The organism is Paenibacillus sp. fava2, from assembly GCF_058313675.1.
Genome location: NZ_CM177755.1, coordinates 998,420 through 1,022,603, shown reverse-complemented (window position 1 = coordinate 1,022,603; position 24,184 = coordinate 998,420). Strand labels below are relative to the sequence as shown.

Sequence of the window (24,184 nt, the reverse complement as noted above, 5' to 3'; positions counted from 1 at the left end):
GCATAATATGGGTCTGTAAGATGATCTTGCGGAGGAGGTAATACGATGAGCGGTTGTGCAAATGTCGGCGGTATGTTCACTTCCACTACTACAATCCTGGTGCTTTACATTCTGCTGGTAATCATTCTTAAAACATTCTAGGAAGAAAATTTAAACACAGCAAGGAGCCTGGCGGCCGTGAAACGGCTGCCAGGCTCCCCGTCAGTTCTACTTGGATCAGAAGCCGCAGAATTAACCGCAGGATATCAGCTCTGTCAGTGAAATCATGTATACAGAAGCGTAATAACCAGCAGTTCATAGAGTACCAGGGTCAAAATGGCCTCGTCACTGGCGCCGAAGAAGGCACGCTGTCCTCCATGCTGCTGAACCCCCAAATAAAAGAAGCCCCGGTCACAGCCAAGTAATCTTCCCGCTACAATCTGTCCGTCCATCGTCTGAACCTGTACATACTGATTGACATGCTGTCTGCATACATTGTGCACATGATGTCTGACTGATTTCAAATTTTGGACGGCCTGATTATCCGCCTGGTACAGCACTTTTTGCTGCATCCCCGCTTGAATCCCCATAGTAAGCACACTACCTTCCTCAACTAAAGTACTCCATAGTATGCCTAATAAGCTTCAAGGGTTCTTTACTTGGCCTGGCCGTACCAGGCCAAAAAAGCTTCAGCCACTGCCTTGCCGGCATGACCGTTCGGATGCGGATCAAATTCGTTGCTCATGTACTCCAGACGGATCCGGTGCTCCTGTGGTACAGGCTCTGCCAATACAGCGGCTATATCGAATACCCGGTCCACGCCAGCGGGAGGAGTATTGCGGATCGCCGCATTTACCGTACGCCAGTAGGTCTCCCTCTCCTCTGCAAAGTTGAACGGGGGAACGGTACTGAGAATAATCTTGGCCGCCGGGTTCGCTTCCTTGATCTTGGTAATGATCCCGGCCAGGTCGCCGAGCAGCTCATCTGCGGTCCGTTTGCCGATATCCAGGTCGTTGACGCCAAGCACCATCAGTACCTCATCGCCCTGTTTCGCCTTGTTCAGCCACGGGCCGTCAGCGGCCACATCATAGGCTCTGCCCCAGCCTGAACCGATGTTCCACAGGCCGTACTCCGTGCCCAGCCCTTCGGCAATACGTGCCGCCCAATAGGTGTAGGCATCCTTTTCTGTACGCACCCCCTGGGTAATCGAATCGCCCAGGAAGACCAGCTTCTTCGCTACCCGCTTCTTATAGCCGATGTAGCTTGGTGCTACCAGCAGCTTATCCGATTCATCGAAGCCTTCAGTTGCTTCACTGCCCGCAAGAGTGCCCGGAGCATCGAACCCGCTGACCAGCATCCCCTCAACGTTATACGGGAAGGACTTGCCGCCAGCCAGCGTCCGTATCGTCCAGGTGAACGCCAGATAATGCCCTTCCGGCAGTTCAAGCTGCGCCTCATCGCTCCAGAAGCACTCGCCGGGAGCAACCTGCCGGGAGCCTGCTCCGCAGAAGGTAACCGGTACCTGTGTTCCCGGCGCTACCGTACCGTCCGGCACAAGCCCGCCGTCAGCGATATAAGCAGCCTCGATTACCCATTCCCCGCCCGGTTCGCCGCCTTTGGCTTCCTGGCCCAAATCCCATGTAGAATCAACGCTGTTGCTATGCCAGAGCTTCAGCGTCAGGCTGCCGTTCTCCCGCAACCGTATATAAGTCCGGTATGTATGAGTGAACGGATCTGCAGAAATCATAATTTGATTCGCTGCAGTAGATACTGCTGTTGCCGCTGAGTAATCAGTCTGGCTGAGCACTCCGTTGTTATCTTTACTGTTCATAATGATTTCTCCTGTTCTGTTACGCTGGCAATCCAGTACCCTCTATACCGGGCTCCAACCAACATTTAGTTGGATTTTCGCCACCTAATTTCACTATTTTTCATCTTTTATAATCACTAGGTAGAAAATAGTCACTTATTCTAGCCCTTACACTCCATTTAGAGCGAATACTGGACAATTAAGTGTCATTTTTTCACCTAGTATCCCTCAAACCACCGATTGGCTAAGAAATAGATGGCAAAATTCCACTTAGCTTAAAGCAAAACTCTGAAAAATCACAATAATCCATAGCATCCGCCTATTCTCAGAGGTTCCTTTAAATGCTCCAAAAAAACTCCCTAATAAACCGGGAACCATCTGTTCCCGGTTATTAGAGAGCTGGTCTTAACCTATTTCAATGTAATGGTGAAGGAGACAGACTTCGCTCCCGCAGCAACGTTCACAGTAGTTTCATCCGACTGCTCAGCACCTTCAACGGATGCGATGGCACCCAGGTCCTTCACAGCCAGCGAGAAGGCTTTGCCGCTGCCTTCGGCAGTCACGGTAACCTTGCTGCCCTGACGCTCAGCTTTTACAGTCAGCTCAGGCGCACCCTTGATGTCACGCACAACCGCGGTTGTTGCAGCGCCGTCTTCCAGCGAGTAGAGTCCAAACTTCACACCGTCTGCAAAATCATAGTCCGGACGGGTATCTTCACTGCCTGTAGCAAGCAGCGAGTTCTGGCGGACGTACAGCGGGAGGCTGAAGAAGTCGTGGTTTTCTTTGCGCCAGGTTCCGCCCTGTACAGTCTCTCCGCTCAGCAGGTGCGTCCAGCGGCCGGCCGGCAGATAGTATTTCACGTCGCCGTTCTCCTGGAAAATCGGAGCTACTAGCAGCTTGTCGCCCAGCATATACTGGCGGTCGAGCACTTCACAGGTAGGATCTTCCGGGAATTCCATCACCATGGCCCGCATCGAAGCCCAGCCCTGCTCATGCGCCTGTCCGGCAACATCATACAGGTAAGGCATCAGGCTGCATTTGAGCTTGGTGAAGAAACGGGTAACATCCACCGCTTCATCGTCGTAAGCCCAAGGCACACGGTACGAGGTGCTGCCGTGCAGACGGCTGTGGCTGGAGAGCAGGCCGAAGGCCAGCCAGCGCTTGAAGACATGCGCAGGAGCGGTATTCTCGAAACCGCCGATATCATGACTCCAGAAGCCAAAGCCGGACAGACCGAGGGACAGGCCGCCGCGCAGGCTTTCTGCCATCGACTCATAGTCCGCGTAGCAGTCGCCGCCCCAGTGAACCGGGAACTGCTGCCCGCCGGCTGTAGCCGAACGTGCGAATACGGCTGCTTCATTTTTGCCGAGCTTCTCTTCCAGTACGTCAAAGACAACCTTGTTGTACATTTGTGTATAGTAATTGTGCATTTTTTGCGGATCAGAGCCGTCAAAGTATACAACATCGGTAGGAATACGCTCGCCGAAGTCGGTTTTGAAGCTGTCCACACCCATGTCCACCAGGTCACGCAGGTAACCGGCATACCATTCGCAGGCTGCTGGGTTGGTGAAGTCCACAAGGCCCATTCCGGCTTGCCACAGGTCAGTCTGATATACGTCGCCGCTCGGTTTTTTGATCAGATAGCCGTTCTTCTTGCCTTCTTCAAACAGCGGGGAGCGCTGTCCGATATAGGAGTTGATCCATACGCAGATCTTCAGGCCCTTCTCCTTCAGGCGTTTCAGCATGCCGACAGGGTCCGGGAATACGCGCGGGTCCCACTGGAAATCAGTCCATTGGTATTCACGCATCCAGAAGCAGTCAAAGTGGAACACATGCAGCGGCAGGTCACGCTCAGCCATGCCTTCTACAAAGGAATTAACGGTAGCTTCATCGTAGTCCGTTGTGAACGAAGTCGTCAGCCACAGGCCGAAGGTCCATGCCGGCGGAAGCGCAGGCTTACCGGTCAGGGAAGTATATTTGCTGATAACCTCTTTAATTGAAGGTCCTTCAATTACGAAATACTCAAGGCTCTCTCCAGCTACGCTGAATTGGGCTTTTTTCACTTTTTCAGAAGCGATTTCATACGATACCAGCTCAGGCTGGTTCACGAATACACCGTAGCCCTTGCTTGTTACATAGAACGGAATGTTCTTGTACGCCTGCTCGGAGCTGGTGCCGCCGTCTTTGTTCCAGATATCAACGACTTGTCCGTTTTTGACAAAAGCAGTGAAGCGCTCGCCAAGTCCGTATACAAATTCGCCTACGCCGAGATCCAGCTCTTCACGGACAAACGTGTTGCCGTCCTGGTCGGTAATATAAGCCATCGATTTGTAACCGCTGCCTGTAATGCGCTCGTCGCCGCGGTAGAAGTCTACGGACCAGTGAGTGCCTTTGTTGATGACTACACGGAGTCCGCCGCTGATCAGCACGGTCTGTGCTTCATTTTCTTCCACCTGAACGTGGTCGCCGGTGCCTTTGGTTAATTCAAAAGCCGGTCCGCGTTCGATGACGCCGTCATTGTGAATAATTTTCACGCCTACAACGCCCGGAAGCGGCGAATGGAATTTAACAGTAAGGAGCGTGGAGTTCAGTGTTGCTGCACGTCCTGTAATTGGAGTTGTCTGGGTAATTGCGGTCAGACCTTCTGAAGTCTGCTCTACTACATAGTTCTGCACTGCGCCATTGATATTGATACCGTCGCGCACCAGCCAAAGGCCGTCTGTAAATTTCATAAGTGTACTTGCCACCCTTCAATTTGGTGTTTATAGTTGCATTATACCGATAAAAAAACAACAAAACTAATATAATATAGCTCATTTATAACACTATTTTAATGTTTTGCTGACAAGGAGGCATAATTATGGACCGTACGTCCCAGCGATTGCTCAAAGAAGACCGCGTACACGGCGATGTCATGTTTCCTCTGGCCGCCTACTGGATCGAGCTTCCGGCCGGAACCCACATCCTGGACACACACTGGCATGAGGAGGCAGAGTTTTTTATGCTGCAGGAAGGGGAAATTCTGTTCCAGGTGGATACCGATTATTTCCCGCTCCGCGCCGGTGAAGCCGTATTCATCGAGTCCGGGGATATTCACGCCGCTCACGTCCTGAAGGAAGGTCCCTGCCGGTTCTGCGCACTGGTATTTCATCCGGATCTGCTGGCCAGCGCCCAGTACGATACGATTCAGCAGACGGTTATTCTGCCGCTTCAGGAGAAGCGCCAGAGCTTCCCCCGGCATCTTACACCGGCTGTTCCCTGGCAGCAGGAGCTGCTGCTGCAGCTTGAGCGGCTGATGGACGCATATGCTAATAAAATGCCCGGATTCGAGGCCTTTATGAAAGGAACCTTGCTGATTATGCTGTCACAGATTGCCGCGCCGGACCGTTCCGTGAACCACAGCCTGTCGCCGGGTGCAGATACCGCCAAGGTCAACCGGCTCAAAAAGGTGATCCTTTACATTCAGGAGAACTATCAGGAGCCGATCCGCACCCGGGATCTATCAGAGCTGATTCCGATGAGCGAGGGCCAGTTCTGCCGGTTTTTTAAAGCCATGACCCGCAAAACGCCGGTGGACTATATCAACTCCTACCGCATCCGCCAGGCAGCCGCCCTGCTGCAGCAGACTGAACGCAAAATCTCCGACATTGCGCTGGAGGTCGGCTTTGACAATGTCAGCTATTTTATTAAAGTGTTCCGCAAAGCAATGAACTGCTCGCCTTCAGAGTTCCGTAAAGATGCGGTACAGGGTGCGGGAGCGGGACAGCTGTATCCGTGAAGAAGCTGCTTACCGCTCCCCGGATACGTTTAAGTTACCTGTAAGGGCGGGTCCGCCCGTCCGGAAATCTACTTACAGGAGGCAGATCCCATGAACCAGCATGTCACTATGCCGAGTGAAGTACAGGAATATTACAATGCCATCAATCAATATCAGCCGGAGGCTTTTATTGATTTGTTCGCTGAGGAAGCCTTAGTCAGGGATAACGGGAAGCAGATTCAGGGCAAAGAAGCTATAGAGGCCTGGGGCGAAGCAGAGCTGTTCTCGGCCAAGGTCCGCTTCACCATTAATGAAATCGAGGAGTCCGGGGACAGCATCGCCGTAACTGCGGAGATGGAGGGCGAATTTAACCGGAACCGGGTTCCCGCCCCGCAGCTGTTCAGACATGAATTCAAGCTTCGTAAAGGTAAAATCAGTTCGCTGGCTGTCACGCTAAAATAGAGTTAGTGCCACAGGAGCCGCATAGTGCGGCTCCTTTTTGTTATTCCCCGCGCCAGCGTTACATAACTGCCGGCCGTGCTCTCCGTTACGAGGGTTTGCATAAGCCGGGCTGCTCTTTTAAGCTTAATGGTATTATTCATTCATCAGGCAAACTAATAAGGAGGCACCTTGCATGAATTGGAGCAACCTATTCAGCAGCAGCTACCATAAGCAGCCGGGACTCTCAGCTGAGGAGCTGGAGTCTTTCGCAGCCGGCTGGCATCAGCCGCTGACAAAGAGCGAACGGCAGGAGATTATCAGCAGACAGCACAATCCCTTCCCGGCATCGCATCCGCTGCACGAACAATATACGCCGTTTGATCCCGGCTTGTGGTCCATACCGCAAATGCCGTTACCAGCAAGCTATCTGGACTTTTTACGTTATTCTGATGGGGGCGAGTTCGGCAACGGCGACCGGTATTTTCAATTCTTCAGCGCCGGAGAACTGCGTGCCATGATGCTGGCTTATGAATTTCCGGAGTATATGCCGGGAGCAGTGCCGTTTGCAATGGACGGGAGCGGCAACCATTATATCTGGGATCTGCGCAGCCCAGCGGACAGCGAGGGGGAGTATCCGATTCTGGTGTCCCACTCCGGCAGTCTCGGCTTTGACGACTCTATTGTTATAGCCGGGTCATTCCTGGAGCTGTGCAGCGGAACCACTGCGGCGGATGATGAGCTGAACGGGTAGACAGAGTATCTGGCGTGCCAGGCCCCGGACACTCAATAGGCCTGAAACTGCTCGGCGTTATGCCAATACAGTCTCAGGCCTGTTTTTTACGATAAACTTCCGGGCTTAATCTGCCGCCTGCCCCTTGCGGATCACAATAAAGCAGGTGCTGTCCGGCAGCGGCACCTCTGTTCCGTCTTCGCCCATCACGGCAACCCGCCCGCGCAGCGCCTCGGTATAGCCCTCCTGCAAATAGTGGCGGAACACCTCAATCTGTGCCCGGCCGCCTAAATGCTCCCGGATAAAAGCTTCATACTGCGACGGAGTGAAGTAACCGAACTGCTCCTGGACTTCATGAACGTAAGCCTCGGCTCCCCAGGTATACGTGTATAAGAATTCCATCGCATCGTTCACCGGCATAAGCACTTCCAGCTCTCCGGTAACCTGGTACTGAATCTCCCGCCCGGCAAAATCCTCCGCATACCGCTTCAGCCACTCCAGCCCGTTCTCCTCCAGGAAGCGGATTTTCCGCTGCTGTGTCTCCGGCTCCGTCATGATCCCGTCACGGATAATAATCACTCCGCCTTCAGCCAGCACCTCAAAAGCACTCGTTAACGCCGCCGCAACCGTCCGGTGATTAAACTTCCGGCCGTCCATCGGGACATAGGAATACAGTTCATGCAGAATCGACGAGAAAATAACCGTGTCTACCCTGCCCGCGTCCACATATTCCTTCAGGTTCAGCGCATCGCCCTGCAGCACCTCCCAGCGCCGCCCCTCCCGCGCCTTCCGCTGCTGCAAAGCCTCGATCACATTGCTGGAGATATCAATGCCGACCGGTGTAACCCCGGGCATCCGTTCTTCGATCAGATCAAGCAGCACACCGCCGCCGGGTCCGATGTCCAGTACAGTAGTGCCGGTAATGTAATCAAGAATAACGGACTTATAATCGGCCGTGTCATTCATCTGGCTCAGATAGCTGTCCTCATTATGGAACCGGTCGAAGGCATCGCGCCGCAGCTCAAACAGATCGAACAGCATCAGCACCGCCCGCTCATACAGCACCGACTTCTCGGCTTCCATGCAGAACTCAATCAGCTTCTCTGCGGCAGGCGAGAACTCGAAGTCAAAAAACACTGTATCCGGCAGATGCCCCTGCCGGCGCAGCCTGTGCACCAGATGCGGATTGCCCGGAGTAAGCTCGCCCTCCGCAATATCCTGCCAGCTCAGCCCGGACAGATATTTTTCGATAATCCGCTTCTTATATACATTGATCTTCTTCGTTCCCTTGTAATCGTAATAAATCGAATTCATCACCGCTTCAAAGCTGAGATGACCCAAGCAGCCGCCGTTGCCGTTTCCGCCACTGCCGCCGCGGGAGGCCAGCGCCAGCACCTTCAGAAACTGCTCCAGCGAGAAGGTCTGCAGCGCCGATTCCGCATACCAGAAGGTGGCAGGCTGCAGCTCTTCAAGTATTTCTGCGGGCAGCCCTTCCTGCTCCAGACGGCTCCATTCCGCCGCAAAATCCTCACCGCGGAGGATCGGGACGGACCGCATGCGCCGCAACCGCTCCTTCATCGGCAGTGGCTCAGCCGGCTCGCCGGATGTGGCGGCCGCGATCAGCTCCATGATCTCGGTGCGCACGTCCTGCCACAGCACCGGCGAAACGGCGCCGATGATGCAGTGGTTCAGCGCAAACAGCAGCCGTTCCAGCTCATCTGCGGTCAGCAGCCCTTCCTCGGCAATGGCAGCCAGCGGCTGGTTGACCTCCGGCGGAACCTCGCCGCGGATCTGCTGGCCGAGCAGCCCGTGTGTCTCGATCAGCCGGTGCACAATGACCAGCGTTTCCGCATGCGGTACACCCGCCGCCCTGAGAGCAGATGCCTGCGGCCTTCCGCTTACATCAAACGTCTCCCCTGCGGTGTGCTGCCAGTACAGCTGGGCAGAGCCTATGTTATGGGCAAAGCAGTTAATACCTTCCTCCTGCCACCTCCGGCGCTGACGCGGCGTTCCTCCTTTGGCTGTTTCTGACCAGATCAGCGTCTCCTCGGCCAGCTCCTTGATCCAGTAAGACAGCTGCAGGCTGTCAAGCAGCCTGAGGCTCCGTTCCACATAATCCAGCACGGGATTGCGCTGATCCAGCTCCTGCAGCGATTCCACCCGCTCCAGGTTAACGATCGGCATCTCGGCAGACACAATGATATGAAGCCATGCCGGCCCGGCCGATGGCTGCAGCCGGCCTTCGCGGTAAGCTTCAATGGCTTGCAATGATTTCAGCATGGAAGGCCTCCTATGTAATATATAAGTTAGTACTTACTATACCATAGCCCCGCTTCCGGCCGTTTGAATCAGGCACAGCCTAAGGATTTCCTCCGCAACTCGCATCGTACGCCCAGCTGCCGGGTCACGTGCCGCTCTTCCGGTTTCCTTTTTTACGCCAGTAGATTCCGGCCGCCGCCAGAACAACCAGACCTGTTACAAGTACAATTGTTATAGTCGACCTGCTGCTGCCGCTCCCCGGCTCAGGACCGTTTTCCTCTCCGGCAGGAGCCAGTGCAGGAACCGCTGACTCCTCCGGCTTGGCAGAAATCACAGGGTTCTCTGCCGGCTTTTCCGGCTCCTGGGCTACCGCCTCCGCATCCTCAGCCGAGATTCCAATAATCGAGAAGCCCTCCTTGGTTATAGTATAAGGAACGGTTTCCCCGCTGCGGAAATGCATCCGCAGTTGCATCTCTCCGTCCTTCACCCCGCTCCAGAAGGCATCCGTGAACTTGATTTCACCGGTCTTGTAATCCGGAAAGAAATGACGGATATATTCCTTGTACGGCGTCCACTCATCCGGGCCGGCATTGCCGCCTGTGGTATAGACCGCTTCCAGCGTAGCCAGACTATCCCCGTTAAACAAGACCGGCAAAGAATAGATTCCTTGCGGTCCCTGCGAGCTTCGCAGAACAGGAGTATCATAGCGGATCAGCTTGATAGGCCAGTCAGCTCCGCTGCTAAATTTTGCGGTCAATACCGCATTCACTCCATACTCCTCCGTAAGCAGCCTCTCCAGCAGTGCGGAGGTGAGTATTAACCGATCTCCCTCAAGCTTGTAGTCGGTACCCTCCGTAAGCACCTTGTCACCGGCCAGCAGCTCCCTGAAGGTGTTGCCGTTCATGTTCAGCTCCAGCGCGGTATCCTGCAGCGGTGAGCCTTTTCTGATGTAGAGCGAATCGCTATAGGCATTGGAGGAACGCCCCTTCCAGCCCTGCACCATCACCTGATGCAGCTCCTCATCCACCCATTTAAAGGAGCGTCTGTCGAAGTGCTGTCCGTTGTCCCACAGCAGCAGCGGCATTTTTTTCTCCCGGGCATAATAGCCGATATACTCAAAAAACTTCAGAATCTCGCCGTGCTGCACCGTCTCCAGTGATTTATCAAACCCCAGCAGGCCATATTCGCCGACGATAACCGGAATGCCTTTCGATGTAAAGATGTCGTATGCCCGGTCGAAGGCCTGAATTAAATCCTGCCTGGCGGTATCATCAAAGGTTGTAGTGCCGGCTGTATTTACACTGAACGGATAATAGCCGTAGTAATGGAATGTTGCAATCAGCCGCTTGTCCTGAAGCTTCGTTATAGTCTTGGACAGCTCCAGCAGCCTGGCCCCGGTCGGGGCGGCGGTCAGCGTAGAGAGTACCAGTGGACGTTTGCCGTTGTTGCCCCCGGAGCTGCGGACGATGCTGTGGAAGGAGACGTTCAGCTCATCCAGCATTGTAAAATATTCCGGATCATCCTTGCTCCAGTCGTCGGAATAACGCGGCTCATTGACGCTCTCGAACATCAGCGTATCCGGATAAGCTTTGAAATGCCCGGCAATCTGCGTCCAGGCGGCATTAAATCTGGCCATCACTTCATCATGCTCTGCCGCCATGTTCATAATCCAGTTGGAATCATGGTGGAGGTTGATCATCACATGCATTTTCGCCTCCAGCGACCAGTCGACTACTTCCTGAATCCGTGCCATAAAGGCCGGATCGATGGCATAGTCCGGGGCATCCCCCATCCGGTGCCTCCAGGTAATGGGAAGCCGGATCGTCTTGTAGCCCTCGGCGGCAAGCTGGTCAATAAAAGCCCTGGTCACAGGCGGGTTGCCCCAGGAGGTCTCATCTCCGCTGGCTTCAAAGGTATTGCCCATGTTCCAGCCGGGACCCAGAGCTTCCACATAGGCCTGCAGCGGATTCTCCGCTTCCTTGGCCTGAGCAGGCAGAGCAGGTAAGGCCAGAGCAGCCGCCAGCAGCAGGATGATCAGGCTGAACGGATGTTTATTTTTCATTGTACGCACCCTTTCCTACAAGTAGAAACCGCTACGCCGTCCTAAACAGGACGGTATCCGTTTCTGTATATTTTAAAAAATGCCGGGGGCGGCAATCCAGCCCTCCGGCATTCTTTTCATGAAGCAGTGTTATCCGATAATACCGCTCCGCTCCACACTCTCCACAAAATACCGCTGCACAACCATATACAGCAGAATCAGCGGAATAATGGCCAGCAGGATGCCGGTGTCGATAATCATGGCTACGTGGTTCGGATCGGCTTTGACCGCAGACCCGCCCCCGCCTGCCCCCAGCATACCCGGAATCAGGGCATTGGCCTGGGCCGCCAGCGAGCTGACCTTGGTAGGCATCAGCGCCAGCTCGCTCATAAAGAGCGAAGTAAAAAAGGTATCGTTATACTGCCACACGAAGCAGAACAGGATGACGGTGATCATCGGCGAGACCGCATTGGGCAGCATGATCCGCAGGAACGTTTTTACTCCGCCCGCGCCGTCGATCAGGGCAGCTTCTTCAATTTCCTTCGGCATCCCCTTGAAAAACTGGCGGAAGATATAGATAAAGAGACCGGCCTTCAGCCCGATCGCGGTTGCCGAGGTAATAATGGAAGGCCAATACGTATTAAGCAGGTTGAGCCCGGACTTGCCGGTAAGCAGATGAATGATGCCCATTATATCGAAGCTTCTGAAATGCAGGTACATCGGCACCATCAGCGTGCTGGTCGGCACGAGCAATGTCAGAATAACCAGGGCGAACAGGATATTGCTTCCTGGAAAGTTAAATCTGGCAAAGCCGTACCCTGCCAGGGCACAGGAGGCCGTGGTCAGCAGTGTTGTCACGACAACGAACAGCAGCGTATTGCCGAGCAGCGGGAAGTAATCCAGGATCTGCATCGCCATCCGTATATTGTCCATCGTGAAATGAACGGGAATCATGTAGATCGTCGGGTTATATATATCCGCCTTATCCTTGAAGGCAATGGAGAACTTCATCAGCAGCGGATAAATAATGATGAAGGATATCCCTATTACCAGCGCATAACGGAACACTGCGTACAGAATATCGACTGCCCTGCCTCTCACCTTCTGGATTCTGTAATGCCGGGCTTCTTTACGGACAGCTTGCGGGGACTGCATGCCGTATCCTCCTTTGCATAAATCAGTTGTAATGCACCCGTTTGGACAGCACATAGCCCACAATGACCAGGATAATGCTGATGATCAGTGTATAGATCCAGGACATCGCCGCGCTCAGCCCGAAGTTCTGGGTGGTGAACGCCGTGGTGAAGATCATTTTCGTTACTGCACTGCCTGAGAAGGAGTCGATGATCGTATAGATTACATTAGTCAGGATCAGCGGGCTCACGAGCGGGAAGGTGATTTTCCAGAAGGATTCATAGGCAGTCGCCCCTTCAATCTTCGCCACCTCATACATCGCTCCGGGAACAGACTGCAGGGCGGCAAGGAAAATCAGAATCTGCACACCGGAGCTGGTTATAATCTCATAGATCCGCAGAATCGCATCGACAATGTAGTCCACGAACGACAGCGGCAGACCGATATCGCTCAGAATCATTACCATGGACATGACGTTGTACTGGGAGCCTGATTGGCCCAGTTCATTCACCGCGGTTGCATCACCGACCAGATTGATCAGCCCCGAAGCTTCTGCTGCCGATATGGCATTGGAGGCCAGAATAACCGGCAGAAAAAAGATGGCCCGGGCGACGATTCTTCCCCTGAACTTCTGGTTCAGCAGCGTTGCCGAGAACAGGCTGAAGAACAGGATCATCGGCACATTCAGCACCATATCCCAGACCGATTCGGTCAGGACGCGGTTAAAGGTTGCATCGACAAACAAAGCATTGTTGAAATTAGCCCAGCCCACGCCGTCCAGCGTGAACCCCGAGGGATCAACGGTTAATTTGCTGAAGCTGAATTGGATGGACCGGAGCAGCGGAGCTGCGAACAGGAATATAAATCCGAGCAGCCACGGCGCTATAAAAGCAATGCCCAGCAAGGAGCGCTTATGCTGCAGGCTCAGCTTGTTTCCGTTCATGACGCTTCACCTTCAATCACATATTGTCCGGCACCGACAGCGGTTCCCTGCACGGAGACATCCTTGCCGGTGTAGTTGACATAGATAGATATACCGTTGCTGTACTGCACCTCCACAACACCCTCCTGATGGCGTATATGGTTTACGATCTGAGCATGCTGTACCGGGGCAAGCACCTCATTTACTTCCTTGTACATGGAAACCGCCTGCTCATACCAGTCCTGATAGGAGGTCGCATACATGCTGTCAAAATGCGTGAATTTCAGCTTCGAGGACGGCTCATAGGACCACGAAAAATAGGGTGCTGATCCCAGCTCAATGGAACGGAGCAGCTGAGTGTGCATATCCTGCTCATCGCTCAGGTTGACCGGCGCCCCCGTATAGCTGATGAAGCCGTGAACTACCATCTGATAGAAGGGCACCTCTTCATCCGTAAGCGCAAAGCCGCTTGAGGATTCAGGAACATTAATCAGATGGTCGGCATAAGGCCAGGCGTAGGCATTTCCGCCTGACACCATGGTTTGCCCGACATCCTGGCTGATTCTGTCCAGCTGCTCCTTCACGATGGCTTTAGCTGTCTCCCGCTGGATTACCCGGCTGGCCCGGAAATCGGAGCTCAGCACATTGCCGAGATCCCGCAGAGACACGCCTTCCATTCCAAAGCCGGCATACTTATCCATAAAAGCATTCACATAATAGGGCAGCTTGGCTGGTGATAACAAATAGTAGCTTCCAAGCATCATATCCATCCGGTTCAGCGCCCGGTTATACGGATATAGCTGTGCCTCCTCCCGTGTAACAAACCTTGCCGCATCGGAGGAAGGCGTGAACCCGCCGTCATTGTGATAAATCTGCTGGAAGGCTACATCCGGGAACAGCGTTCCGCCTGCCTGTGCCAGCTGGTCCCGTAGTAGGGTCAGCTCTGACCTGCTGCCAAGCACGCTTTCGGTTTTCAGCTTATCCGGCGTGGAGTGATTCACGCCTTTGCCGGACCAGCCGGTGTACCGCATCAGCAGCCGGCTGATCCCGTCCTGCTTCAATTGCCCCGCAATTAGCGCAGCCTGCCGGAAGGAGGTCATGGAAATCTCGGAGCGGTAAGGCACGCCGAGCAGCGATTTCTGCTTGTCGACAGCACCAAGCATATCCAGATAGAACGGAATGCTCTGCTCCTCCGCCAGAGGCGTGAGTGCCTTCTCCGCAACCAGCTTATCCCGGTACAGCTCAGCCATCCCGGAGTAGCTGGCCTTATCCCCGCTCAGGAAGCTGTAGCGGACCTGAATATCGCCCTTGTAGATTTCTTCGCTAAGCAGCTGTATTTCCTGGATGGTCGCACCCGTGTACAGCTCAAGCTCATCCTCACCGCGCAGGGAGTAGCTGCTGTGGATGAAATTGTAGGAGTTCTTTTTGCCGCTGATATCAGCGGCGATACTGGCGATGGCATCACCCTTCTCGATGACAGCGAACCACGCCCCATCCCCGGCCTTCATGCCGAAGACCGGCATCCGGGCATTCTGGCTGACCTGCCCGCGCCGGTAGCTGTTATCATTGGGGTCCGGCCCGTACACGCGCTGCACATACTGCTCTTCCTTTACCTTGCCGTTGTTCAGGCCGATCAGGCTGCCGGAGCCGTCAGGAATCAGCATATAGCCGTCCGTCAGCTGGTCCGCAGCGCCGAACATATTAAGCAGCTCCAGACTGCGGATCTGATATTGCCCGCTCTCCTTCACCTGATTCACAGGCACCGTTACGACCAGAGAACCATCCTCCAGCCGGTATTCCAGCGGGATAACGAAATTAGGCTTGGAAGATCCCGAGCCTCCGCCGATTCCGTTCTCCGCATTGTCCTGTGCCAGATCCTCGGCGGAATAGCCCGCCAGCACAAAGGCGGCGGTCATTTTCTTAAGCACCAGGGGCTTTGAGACCTGGGCATCGATCCGCTCCATAATCTCAGGGCTGCCGTCTTTCGGATAGTAGCGGGTCGCAACATATTTGGCGGTCGCTGCATCCAGCTTGGACAGCACCGCCTCCTCCAGCCTGGCCTGGCTGATATATTGGGGCAACGCATCAATGCCTGCCGACGTATCCCCGATGGTATAAGTAATCCGCAGCCCGTTCTTCAGACTCTCGGCCGTGAACTGCTTGCTGCTGATACTTTGGGCAAAATTAGTGTACGATTCAAGCGTCCCTACAGCGTCACGGAACAATACAGTCAGCTGCGAGGACAGCAGCTCCTTCTCAAAGCCCGAGGCCAGCGTATCCTCATTGCGGCCTGCCGGATTGCTGTACCAGATCTGCCCAGTCTCTTTATCCTTCACCGCGATCTCAGTCGTTTCAGCGTTATAGTACAGGGACAGCTCTGTATCGTCCGCTGCCAGCAGCATGCCGGGCACACCGCCGGAGGAATCAGGCAGTGCAGCCAGCTCGCTTCCTGCTTCAAGCTCAGCCGTCACCTCCATGTAGGCGGAGGCTTCAACGGCTTCCGCTCCGCGGGAGCTGAAGTACAGGACAGCCGCGGCGATGATACAGAGGACTGCGGCACAGGCCAGCACCGCAGCCGGTAATTTTCGGTTTTTCACAGATGCGGCCTCCTTCATGTGCGGAAAATCAATTCACGGTAAATATTGATAAAGAACTCGATAATCTGCTGGATCATGCTAAGGACAAGGGTTCCCAAGAATACAACGATGCCCATAACCACTACCGTCAGCAGCATCGTGACGACCGTTTTGAGCACGGTGTACTGGTGAACGGTCATAATGCCGACGAACAGCAGCGCGATGAACCAGATGGACGCCACCGACATCATCAAATAGTAGAAGGCCGTTTCTTCCTCCGCCATGAACCGGCTGGCCACGACCATCGGAGTATAAATAATGACAATGGGAACAAGCGCATAGCCTGTGGCCATCATGATTTCCTTGAATTTCCCCTCGCCGTCCATCAGCGTGGTAATGGCCCAGTTGGACAGGCACCACAGGAAAAACGGAAAAACAACGGTGAACAGCTGTGTAATGCTGTTTAAATGGCGCGGGTCATTGTAATTGACCAGAAAGCCTGCGAACTGATTCTTCAGGATCATGGAAATCACCACAAGCAGCAGAATCGCCAGTGTTACCCGCAGCTTTCCTTTGCCCTCATATTTCATATCCCAAAAGCTGTCAAACGGATGTACAATGAGGTGCAGCGGGAATTTAATGAAATCCTGCCTCATGGGCGTTCCCCTCCTTAAGGTTATGCGGAGCCTGGCTGGAAGCCCGTGATTGCCGTTTTCTTCTCCAGAAGCCGAAGATCCGGTAGGCAATCCATACGGCAGCCAGCAGCATTACCGATGTCAGGAAGGTTCCGAAGTGCTCCTGCATCACTTCTCTGCGATACCGTTTGAAGGCTACGGAATAACCGTCCCGGTCCATCCCGAGCTTGAAATACTTCATCGCTTCCTTGTTGTTCTTCTCCATCAGCAGCGACTTGCCTATGCCGATATACGCGATATCATAGTTGGCATTCAGCTTCAGCACTTCCTTCCAGACGGGAACCGCCTGTGAATCCTCGCCGTTGTAATGATAGCCGACCGCCTCATTGACGATGCTGCCGAACCGGGTCGGCTTGAAGACCACGATATTGCCCTTCCCCCGGTCCAGCACAAGCTGGCTGCCGCCGGCGTACTCGATGGCTGCCGGTATTTTGAACGTCCCGGTCTGGTTGCCCTTGCCGCCGTATACATACAGAAGGTCGCCTTCATCGTTATAAGTGAACACCTTGCCCTGATTGGCATCAAGCGCACTGTACTTGCCGTCCGGCAGCACCTTGATATCGGTGAACTTGGACGGTCCCACCGACATCCGGTAACGGATATCCCCCAGAACATCGAAGTAGCCGAACCGTTTAAGCACATCCTCACCGGAGGGATTAAGCCGCTTGACCGGCTCCTTCGAGCCCGGATCAATATTGGTCGCATACAGGAAGCCCTTGTCATCCACATCAATATTGGAGAATTCCGTAGGGACAAACAGCGCCATCTGCGCCTTCTGCGCTTTGGTGGAGAACATCCGCCAGATATATTCGGTGTAGTCACGCTTGACCTTATTCGTGCCGACGTAGCCGATAAACACGCCGTTCTCATCAAATTGCATAATCCCCTCAAAAATACCCTTGGCAATAACATAGACCCGTTCCGCCTGGTCCACCGTTACCTTTACCGGGATAAACTTGAAGTCCGCCGGCAGAATATCCGACTCCGGCTGCTCAATCATCCTCAGCAGCTCCCCGTCCGGGGACAGTACGACGATGCGCCCGTTGTCCGTGTCGGCCACGAACAGATTGCCCTCGTCATTCACGTAAAGACCCGACGGATTCTTGAAGGTTTCTTCCTTCCCGCCGTTGTCAAAGCCGGTGATGACCTTATCCACCTTCCAGCTGCTGTCCAGACAGATGATCCGGGCATTTCCGGTATCAACAATATAGATCAGCCCGCTGTCCGCAACGACCATGTCGGCGGGGTCGAGGAAATCACCCACCCCGAGATCCTTGCCTGTAAGGGTACGGTCAGGCACATATGCTGCCGGAGCAGGCACGGCTTCCTCCCAGTAATTATAGTTATAGCTCTCATATGGCACGGCCTCGGCATGCACTGGCGCGGGAGCCGCATAACTCAGCAGCAGGGATGCCATTGTCCCCGCAAGCAGCCACTTTTTTGCAATCAACTGCCTTCCCCCCTAGTCCTTCATTCCTGAAGTAGCCATCGTCTCAATAATCCGGCTCTGTGAAAAAACAAACAGCGTAATCGGCACGCTCATCAGGATCAGTGCCACCGCCGCTGCCGCACCCGAACGGGCTATGCCTCCGGCTACTACCTGGCCTGCCGCGAAATGGAGCGATTTCAGCTGTTCGCTGTAGATGAAGCCGTTGCCGTCGCTGCCCCACAGGATCTGAAACAGCAGAATAATCAAGGTCAGCCAGGCCGGCTTGACGTTAGGCATAACGATCGTCCAGAAGATGCGGTATTCGCTGGCACCGTCAATTTTGGCGGCCTCCAGCAGCACATCCGGAATCTGCTCCATGAACTGCTTCATCAGATACAGGCCCAGAGAATAGGCGAATGCCGGTATAATGACGGCCCAGTACGTGTCGATCAGCCCCAGCCAGGACATGATCATATAGTTGGGCATAGCCGTTACGGCCGGCGTGAACATCAGCGACAGGACGACGATGGTGAACAGCACTTTTTTGCCGGGAAAATGATGCTTGGCCAGCGGATATGCCGCCGCCGAGGCAAAGATGACGTGTCCGATAATGCCTGCGCCTGTAATAAACACCGTGTTGAAAATATACCGGGAGAACGGCACCCACGAATTGCCGAGCAGATTAAACAGATCAACAAAATTATTCAGCGTGGGATGGCGGACAAACAGGGTCGGCGGGAAAATAAATATCTCATCCAGCGGCTTAAACGCATTATTAATGGCATAAACGAGCGGTAGAATCATAAAGGCCCCGAAGAGTGTCAGCAGGGCGAATAAGGAAAACGTGCCCCAGGCTGAACGGTTCACCCGTTTTTTGGGCATCCGGACTGCACGCCCGAGCCGGCTCCTGGCATTAACCTGAAAGGGGATATTCATGATTATTCACCCACCTTTCTAAGGAGCTTTTGGACGATAAGGTTCGAGGCGACCATGATCAGGAACAGCACCGTAGCAATCGCTGACGCATATCCCATTTCAAACCGGGTGGTGCCAAAATCAATCAGATGCGTAACAATCGTCTCCGCCGCATAGTTCACACTCGGGAACCCGGCCAGGGCAATCGAGACATCGGCTACGGCAAAAGCGGTCGTAATCTGGATTACGGCGCCGAACATTAATTGCGGCCGCATCGACGGAAGCGTGATGTACCACAGCTCCTGCCAGCGGTTTTTGATTCCGTCCACAGCTCCGGCTTCATATAAAGTGCCGTCCACCGTCTGCAGGCCGGCGATGAACGCCAGGAAGCCGGTTCCCAGACTGAGCCACAGCTGCACCAGGATGATAATTGGCATGATATAGCCTTCCGTCTTCAGCCACAGGATCGGCTCCAGTATGAAGCCGAAGCGCAGTAGCAGGCCGTTCATAATCCCGTACCGGTCACCGGAGAAGATCATCAGCCAGATGAAGTAGACGTTCCCCGAAATGGAAGGCGCATAGAAAACAAGTGTCATTACAGCCCTAAGCTTGGGTGACAGCTCGTTGATGATCCACGCGAACACAAAACAGGCAATGTAGCTGATGGGCCCTGTAATCACCGCGAACAGCAGCGTATTTTTGAGGGCAATCAGAAAGACGTCGTCCTCCAGGAACAGTCGGGTATAGTTCTGCCAGCCGATAAACTTCGGAAACTCTAACATATTGAAATATGTGAAGCTGAGCACAATCGACACCAGGACAGGCAACACCGTAAATACGGCGAACAGGATCATGTACGGCGCCATTAAAATATAGGAATGCTTATTGGCTCTTATCTCATGCCATTTCAGGCTCCACCAATTCTGCACGGCTTGCTCCTCCCCCTTGCTGCTATAGACCAAACTCTTTGCGCTTGGTGCTGATCTCATCCTGGATATATTGAACGTAGTCCATGATGGATTCCCGTGCTTCCACATTGCCGACTACGGTCTTGTAGAAGGCATTAAATAAATGCCTGCCCGTAAAATATCCGCCCGGCACCTCAGGCACACCCTCAGCCCATTCGAACTGGGCTTTCAGATTATCGTAATCGGCAACCGGCCAGGGCAGACTGTCCAGCGCCTTGATGTTGGCGGTCGGATAACGTGCGGCGGCTCCCATCAGGCCCTCCATCTCGCGCCCGAACACGGTTTGTGTCTCCTCACTCGTCCACCATTTCATGAACTGCCAGGAAGCATCCTTGTCTTTGGCCTTCTCCATCATAATGACACCGCTCCCGCCGCTTGAAACTGTGCGGTCAATCGTGCCGTCCGGCTTCACGGTTCCCGGTATCGGTACGAAGCCCCACATGCCCCGGATCTCCGGAGCGAAGACGGACAACTGGTTGTAGACCGTGTAATCCGCTATGCCAAAAGGCATTTCTCCGGTGCGGAACCGGTTTGCGAAGTCATACTCCTTTTCGAGCTTGTAATCAGTATAGAATTCCGTCCACTGCTTGAACGTTTCAATGCCTGTCCGGGAATCCAGATCCGATTCCTCTCCGCCGTTACGGTAGAATTGTCCGCCGTTCTGGAACAGCAGCGCCGCATACATCGAATTAGGCGGAATATTCTGCCCTTGAACGGCAGACTGGATCACAACCGGCAGACCGAACTGCATGTGGTTCTTGCTGAGCACAGCCAGCAGTGTAGATACATCCTCCCAGGTCTGGGGCACCTCAAGATGAAGCTCCTCCAGAATATCCTTGCGGTAGAACAGCATGTTGAAGGTCTGCGTTTCAGGCAGGGCGTAGGCACCGCCGTCATACCGGAACGGCACCATCGCACTGTCGCGGAAACGGTCCTCCACTTCGCTGTAGTCTGCGAACTGCGTCAGATCCGCCGCCGCATTGCGCATGGCAAAGTTAACAGGAAGATCGGTACCGATCTGCATCGCCACATCCGGCCCTTGCCCGGCCAGCGTGGCAGGCAGCAGCGTGGACATGTTCACCAGCTTCAGATTCACGTTGATGCCGGTTTCTGAGGTAAAGGTCTCATCGATCATCGCCTTCATCGTATTCGCCTGATCGCGTCCGCTGCCGATCCAGACCGTAACTGATTTTTGGTCATCCTCATCGGATACATTCCCGATCTGGTTGTAATCAGTGAAGAAGGAGGCAAAGAACGTTGCTGCCTCATGCTTGATCTTTGAACCGATGCCCATCCCTTTCTTCGGAAGCTTCATATCCGGAGAAGCGACATACAGCGCATCAATTTCCAGCGGCTGCTCTCTGGCCTTCTGAACCCATGTGCCAAGGCCCCCGGTATTCGTCTTGTAGGCGGTAAGTCTTCTCGGGATGGTATCCGGGTCCTCCATCAGCTCGCTGAGCTGCTGCGCCATCGTCTTAAGCAGCGCTTCCTGGTCACTGGACTGTCCCGACAGCCGGGCTAACTGTTTGGCGACGCCTCTCAGCCGGTCATGCTCGGTCCCGAATACCTCCAGCATATCCGGCACCTTTTTATCCAGCTGGTAATCGCGGTATTCATCCGGCTTCGTGCCGGTAATCATCAAAATTTTGCGGTACATCGAATTGAGGTTGTACAGACTTTCCTCAACCTCGCGGATCAGCGGAGCGAACTCACCCAGACTGGCCTCAAGCCTCACCACATGCTTTCCTTTTTCGAGATTGTACAGATAGGGTTCATCTCCGCCCATCACATCAATCCGGTAGCCGCTTTTATAGCGGAAAGGGACCATGGCCATTTCCGCAAACGGCACCGTGCCATCAATGGTCAGCCTGCGTGTGGAGTAAATCCCCCTCACAAAGTTTTGCTGCGTTTTAAAGGCTATCTTGTATAGCCCGGTCTCAGGAACCTCGATTTCCCATTCGATCCACTGGCCGGGTATCCGCCAGTTAAATCCGCCAATGGTGTTGATTCTGATCTTGGAGGAGCTGTACGGGTAAACCGCAGAGCTCGAGCGCTCACTGAGCGGGTACAGCGTCGGGGATGATTTGGCTGCTGCCGCTTCTCCCTCTATGACGAGCAGCTGATTATCCGAAGGCTTCGCACCGGCGGCATCCAGCTGCTTTTTCAGCTCCTCATAGGACAGCGGCTCAGGCTGCTTGTACAGCTTCAGCTGCCTGATGATAACCGGCTCTCTGGAAGACTCCAGTGCCAGCGTATGCATACCTTTGGAAAAATAAAATAAAAAGGGCTCATTCTCATACCCGTCAGAGTCCTGAAACGGCTTCTCGCTCCAGCGCGGCTGCTCAAGCTGTCTGGGTCTCAGGTCATTTCCCTGATTATCCGCTTCCAGCTGATCCAGCTGATTCACCCAGATGCGGTCAAACTGCAGAAAAGCAGCTTCACGAAACGGGAGCTCTCCATCAATGTACAAGGCACGTTCAATGGCCGAGCTTTTGCCTGCAACCGGATAATACAGCATGGACAGATTGTAGAGACCGGCTTCAGCGACGCTGACCGTCCATTCCACCTTGCCCGACTCACCGGTGAACAGGGATTCTCCGGACATCCCTTCGTAATCAGACAGCCTGCTGATCCCGCTGCCCTCAGCCAGACTGTAATCCGCAGCCTCAATAATGATTTCCTGCTCCGGTCTGGCAGCATCCTTATGCCCGGCCAGGTAAGCTGCGTACTTATCCTGGTTAAAGGCTGCTGTTCCTTCTGCAGCGGCTGCATCATCCGGAGTCTCCCCGGCTTGCGCTGCTGTCTGCGCATTCTTTGTTGCCGGTACTGCCTGATCACTTGCATCTGCCTGTACGTTCAAGCCTGCCGGAAGCATAAGGAACAAGGCTAAAGCGGCAAGCGTTATATTCTTGGCCAGTTGAAAACGGCTAGTTTTACCGGTCACCAGAAGTCCTCCTTACAGCAGAAGCAGCAGTTCCCTTGTACGGGAAGACTGGCCTGCTGTGGTGAAATCTTACCTGTATGCAGCAGGGGGAGCCCGCAGGCTCCCCCGCCGCAAAAGCGGCCCAGGCCGCTCCTGTTACTTGCCCAGCTTGGCAATGGAAGCTTCAGCTTCCGGTTTATACTTCTCAGCAGTCGCAGTAACCGACTGGTTATCAACGATGATATCCTTCATGAAGCCGTAGGTCGGGAAATCAGGATAAGCGGTTTCCAGCAGAATCTGGCCTGTGTTGTTGATATGGTCATGCAGCATGGCTACATCCTCTTCATGGGCATAAATGCTTTCCAGCCATTCCTGGCTCGGGAAATCGCCGGTCTGGGTAATGTCATACGTTTCCTCGAACGCCTGGTAAGCGGCCGCCGGATCTTTTACACCTTTAGGAATAAAGAAGGCATTTTTTCCGTTATCCGCATACGTCATCTCCGGCGATCCCGACGGACCGTTAGGGAACGGTACGACACCGAAATCAAAGGTCAGATCGCCCAGGTTCCACACCGGAGCCGGGAACATCGCCACATCGCCGTCTTTGAAGGTGTTGAACTCGTCATAGCCGATTTTGTCAGTGCCCTTGACCTTCATGACATTCTCGACATTGTAGAGCCGGTTGATGAATTCAGCGGTTTCAATCACTTTAGGATCAGTCAGGCCTTGGGTGCCTGTAGCTTCGTCAACAATTTTGCCTCCGTTGGCTGCAGAGAAATTGCGGAGGATGTCGATAGCCCAGCCCGAGAACCCGTACGTATCGATTTTGCCGTCGTTATCGGTATCCTTGGTGGCCTGCTTGGCGATTTCAATGAACTTATCCCAGTTCCATTGGCCGCTCGCATATACCTCCTGCAGATCAGGCAGGCCCAGCTTCTTGAACAAGTCGCGGTTGTAGTGCAGGCCCGCGCCGCCTGTACCCGGTTCCGCGAAAGCGTAATATTCATTAGCGATCTGCGGGGCTTTGACCAGCAGTGTCGCTTCGTTGTTAATATTGGATTCCGCAGTGGTGAACTCGCTGACCTTCATCAGCTGCCCCTTGAGAATGGCCGGCCATGCCGAGTTGTACTCCATAATCACGATGTCGGCAAAGGGCTCTCCTGTAAGCGCAGTAGCTGTGAACTTCGGCATAAACTCTTCAAAAGGCACATTTACGAATTCAAATTTGCAGTTGTATTTTTTCTCCACTTCAGCAATTTTGGCCAGCCGCTCCTTCTCGGAAGCGGAGTTTCCCGCCGGCTTGAGATCCCACCAGGCAGCTACCTTAATGACGCGCCCGCCCATATCCACTGGTGCTGCCGTAGGCTCTGGCGTCGCTTCTGCAACCGCCTCTGTTGCCGCCGGCTCTGCAGTCGGATTATTTTTCGGACTGTTCGCCGCATTATTCCCGCCGCTGCAGGCTGTAAGCAGGAAGACCAGGCACAGCAATAAAACGGAATACCCCTTTACTCTTTTCATTCGTATAACCTCCCGTAATTTAAATAAAGCGCTTACAGACGTGTATAAAAAAATAACAACTTTGCAGAAAACCCGTTCTTTTCGGCA

Annotated in this window: 18 protein-coding genes; 4 read left to right on the top strand and 14 right to left on the bottom strand. The window is 54.0% G+C overall.

Features of this window, described 5'->3' with window-relative positions; all coding sequences use genetic code 11:
• Nucleotides 1–45 precede the first annotated feature (45 nt).
• A complete protein-coding gene (locus AC4G46_RS04470; RefSeq protein ID WP_197071388.1) occupies nucleotides 46–141 on the top strand; it encodes a sporulation protein YjcZ in 96 nt (31 codons plus the stop codon).
• 122 nt (nucleotides 142–263) lie between these two features.
• Here AC4G46_RS04470 and AC4G46_RS04465 read toward each other — a convergent pair whose 3' ends face one another.
• From AC4G46_RS04465 to yicI, 3 genes are all read right to left on the bottom strand, one after another.
• Nucleotides 264–569, bottom strand: a complete 306-nt coding sequence (locus AC4G46_RS04465; RefSeq protein ID WP_491126860.1) for a hypothetical protein — start codon at nucleotides 567–569, stop codon at nucleotides 264–266.
• Between the two features lie 65 nt (nucleotides 570–634).
• A complete protein-coding gene (locus tag AC4G46_RS04460; protein ID WP_491126859.1) occupies nucleotides 635–1,810 on the bottom strand; it encodes an SGNH/GDSL hydrolase family protein in 1,176 nt (391 codons plus the stop codon).
• Nucleotides 1,811–2,199: 389 nt separating this feature from the next.
• Nucleotides 2,200–4,521, bottom strand: a complete 2,322-nt coding sequence (yicI, locus tag AC4G46_RS04455) for an alpha-xylosidase (protein ID WP_491126858.1) — start codon at nucleotides 4,519–4,521, stop codon at nucleotides 2,200–2,202.
• A 128-nt stretch (nucleotides 4,522–4,649) separates the two neighbouring features.
• Between yicI and AC4G46_RS04450 the strand changes: the two genes are divergently transcribed.
• The 3 genes from AC4G46_RS04450 (at nucleotide 4,650) to AC4G46_RS04440 (ending at nucleotide 6,738) form a co-directional block, all read left to right on the top strand.
• Nucleotides 4,650–5,567: a helix-turn-helix transcriptional regulator gene (locus tag AC4G46_RS04450; RefSeq protein WP_491126857.1), complete on the top strand. Its 918-nt coding sequence runs from the start codon at nucleotides 4,650–4,652 to the stop codon at nucleotides 5,565–5,567.
• A 90-nt stretch (nucleotides 5,568–5,657) separates the two neighbouring features.
• The gene (locus AC4G46_RS04445) at nucleotides 5,658–6,008 is read left to right on the top strand and encodes a nuclear transport factor 2 family protein (RefSeq protein WP_491126856.1); all 351 of its coding nucleotides are present in this window, start codon (nucleotides 5,658–5,660) and stop codon (nucleotides 6,006–6,008) included.
• 172 nt (nucleotides 6,009–6,180) lie between these two features.
• A complete protein-coding gene (locus AC4G46_RS04440) occupies nucleotides 6,181–6,738 on the top strand; it encodes an SMI1/KNR4 family protein (protein ID WP_491126855.1) in 558 nt (185 codons plus the stop codon).
• Between the two features lie 105 nt (nucleotides 6,739–6,843).
• Here AC4G46_RS04440 and AC4G46_RS04435 read toward each other — a convergent pair whose 3' ends face one another.
• From AC4G46_RS04435 to AC4G46_RS04385, 11 genes are all read right to left on the bottom strand, one after another.
• Nucleotides 6,844–8,997 (bottom strand): class I SAM-dependent methyltransferase, encoded by a 2,154-nt coding sequence (locus AC4G46_RS04435; protein WP_491126854.1) that lies wholly within the window; start codon nucleotides 8,995–8,997, stop codon nucleotides 6,844–6,846.
• A 124-nt stretch (nucleotides 8,998–9,121) separates the two neighbouring features.
• Nucleotides 9,122–11,038 carry a cellulase family glycosylhydrolase gene (locus AC4G46_RS04430; RefSeq protein WP_491126853.1) on the bottom strand — a complete coding sequence of 639 codons (1,917 nt, stop codon included), beginning with the start codon at nucleotides 11,036–11,038 and terminating at the stop codon, nucleotides 9,122–9,124.
• Nucleotides 11,039–11,167: 129 nt separating this feature from the next.
• Nucleotides 11,168–12,172 carry a carbohydrate ABC transporter permease gene (locus tag AC4G46_RS04425; RefSeq protein ID WP_491126852.1) on the bottom strand — a complete coding sequence of 335 codons (1,005 nt, stop codon included), beginning with the start codon at nucleotides 12,170–12,172 and terminating at the stop codon, nucleotides 11,168–11,170.
• A gap of 22 nt (nucleotides 12,173–12,194) precedes the next feature.
• Nucleotides 12,195–13,094, bottom strand: a complete 900-nt coding sequence (locus tag AC4G46_RS04420) for a carbohydrate ABC transporter permease (protein ID WP_491126851.1) — start codon at nucleotides 13,092–13,094, stop codon at nucleotides 12,195–12,197.
• Entirely contained in the window at nucleotides 13,091–15,670 is a 2,580-nt protein-coding gene (locus tag AC4G46_RS04415) for a DUF5696 domain-containing protein (RefSeq protein ID WP_491126850.1), read from the bottom strand. Before AC4G46_RS04415 ends, AC4G46_RS04420 begins: the two co-directional genes overlap by 4 nt.
• A gap of 14 nt (nucleotides 15,671–15,684) precedes the next feature.
• A complete protein-coding gene (locus AC4G46_RS04410; protein ID WP_491126849.1) occupies nucleotides 15,685–16,305 on the bottom strand; it encodes a YIP1 family protein in 621 nt (206 codons plus the stop codon).
• Nucleotides 16,286–17,794 carry an SMP-30/gluconolactonase/LRE family protein gene (locus tag AC4G46_RS04405; RefSeq protein ID WP_491126848.1) on the bottom strand — a complete coding sequence of 503 codons (1,509 nt, stop codon included), beginning with the start codon at nucleotides 17,792–17,794 and terminating at the stop codon, nucleotides 16,286–16,288. The genes AC4G46_RS04410 and AC4G46_RS04405 overlap by 20 nt, the downstream gene beginning before the upstream one ends.
• Nucleotides 17,795–17,806: 12 nt before the next feature.
• On the bottom strand, nucleotides 17,807–18,655 hold the full coding sequence (locus AC4G46_RS04400) for a carbohydrate ABC transporter permease (RefSeq protein ID WP_491128787.1): 849 nt from the start codon (nucleotides 18,653–18,655) through the stop codon (nucleotides 17,807–17,809).
• A 56-nt stretch (nucleotides 18,656–18,711) separates the two neighbouring features.
• Nucleotides 18,712–19,617, bottom strand: coding sequence for a carbohydrate ABC transporter permease (locus tag AC4G46_RS04395; protein ID WP_231574819.1), 906 nt, complete (start codon nucleotides 19,615–19,617; stop codon nucleotides 18,712–18,714).
• A gap of 22 nt (nucleotides 19,618–19,639) precedes the next feature.
• On the bottom strand, nucleotides 19,640–22,531 hold the full coding sequence (locus tag AC4G46_RS04390; protein WP_491128786.1) for an extracellular solute-binding protein: 2,892 nt from the start codon (nucleotides 22,529–22,531) through the stop codon (nucleotides 19,640–19,642).
• A 204-nt stretch (nucleotides 22,532–22,735) separates the two neighbouring features.
• Nucleotides 22,736–24,097 (bottom strand): ABC transporter substrate-binding protein, encoded by a 1,362-nt coding sequence (locus AC4G46_RS04385; protein ID WP_491126847.1) that lies wholly within the window; start codon nucleotides 24,095–24,097, stop codon nucleotides 22,736–22,738.
• Nucleotides 24,098–24,184: the final 87 nt, after the last annotated feature.

Bases quoted from the DNA above. Each gene is read 5' to 3' on its own strand.
- AC4G46_RS04470 (WP_197071388.1), top strand. From the start codon at position 46: ATGAGCGGTTGTGCAAATGTCGGCGGTATGTTCACTTCCACTACTACA.
- AC4G46_RS04465 (WP_491126860.1), bottom strand. From the start codon at position 569: ATGGGGATTCAAGCGGGGATGCAGCAAAAAGTGCTGTACCAGGCGGAT.
- AC4G46_RS04460 (WP_491126859.1), bottom strand. From the start codon at position 1,810: ATGAACAGTAAAGATAACAACGGAGTGCTCAGCCAGACTGATTACTCA.
- yicI (WP_491126858.1), bottom strand. From the start codon at position 4,521: ATGAAATTTACAGACGGCCTTTGGCTGGTGCGCGACGGTATCAATATC.
- AC4G46_RS04450 (WP_491126857.1), top strand. From the start codon at position 4,650: ATGGACCGTACGTCCCAGCGATTGCTCAAAGAAGACCGCGTACACGGC.
- AC4G46_RS04445 (WP_491126856.1), top strand. From the start codon at position 5,658: ATGAACCAGCATGTCACTATGCCGAGTGAAGTACAGGAATATTACAAT.
- AC4G46_RS04440 (WP_491126855.1), top strand. From the start codon at position 6,181: ATGAATTGGAGCAACCTATTCAGCAGCAGCTACCATAAGCAGCCGGGA.
- AC4G46_RS04435 (WP_491126854.1), bottom strand. From the start codon at position 8,997: ATGCTGAAATCATTGCAAGCCATTGAAGCTTACCGCGAAGGCCGGCTG.
- AC4G46_RS04430 (WP_491126853.1), bottom strand. From the start codon at position 11,038: ATGAAAAATAAACATCCGTTCAGCCTGATCATCCTGCTGCTGGCGGCT.
- AC4G46_RS04425 (WP_491126852.1), bottom strand. From the start codon at position 12,172: ATGCAGTCCCCGCAAGCTGTCCGTAAAGAAGCCCGGCATTACAGAATC.
- AC4G46_RS04420 (WP_491126851.1), bottom strand. From the start codon at position 13,094: ATGAACGGAAACAAGCTGAGCCTGCAGCATAAGCGCTCCTTGCTGGGC.
- AC4G46_RS04410 (WP_491126849.1), bottom strand. From the start codon at position 16,305: ATGAGGCAGGATTTCATTAAATTCCCGCTGCACCTCATTGTACATCCG.
- AC4G46_RS04400 (WP_491128787.1), bottom strand. From the start codon at position 18,655: ATGCCCAAAAAACGGGTGAACCGTTCAGCCTGGGGCACGTTTTCCTTA.
- AC4G46_RS04390 (WP_491128786.1), bottom strand. From the start codon at position 22,531: ATGCTTCCGGCAGGCTTGAACGTACAGGCAGATGCAAGTGATCAGGCA.
- AC4G46_RS04385 (WP_491126847.1), bottom strand. From the start codon at position 24,097: ATGAAAAGAGTAAAGGGGTATTCCGTTTTATTGCTGTGCCTGGTCTTC.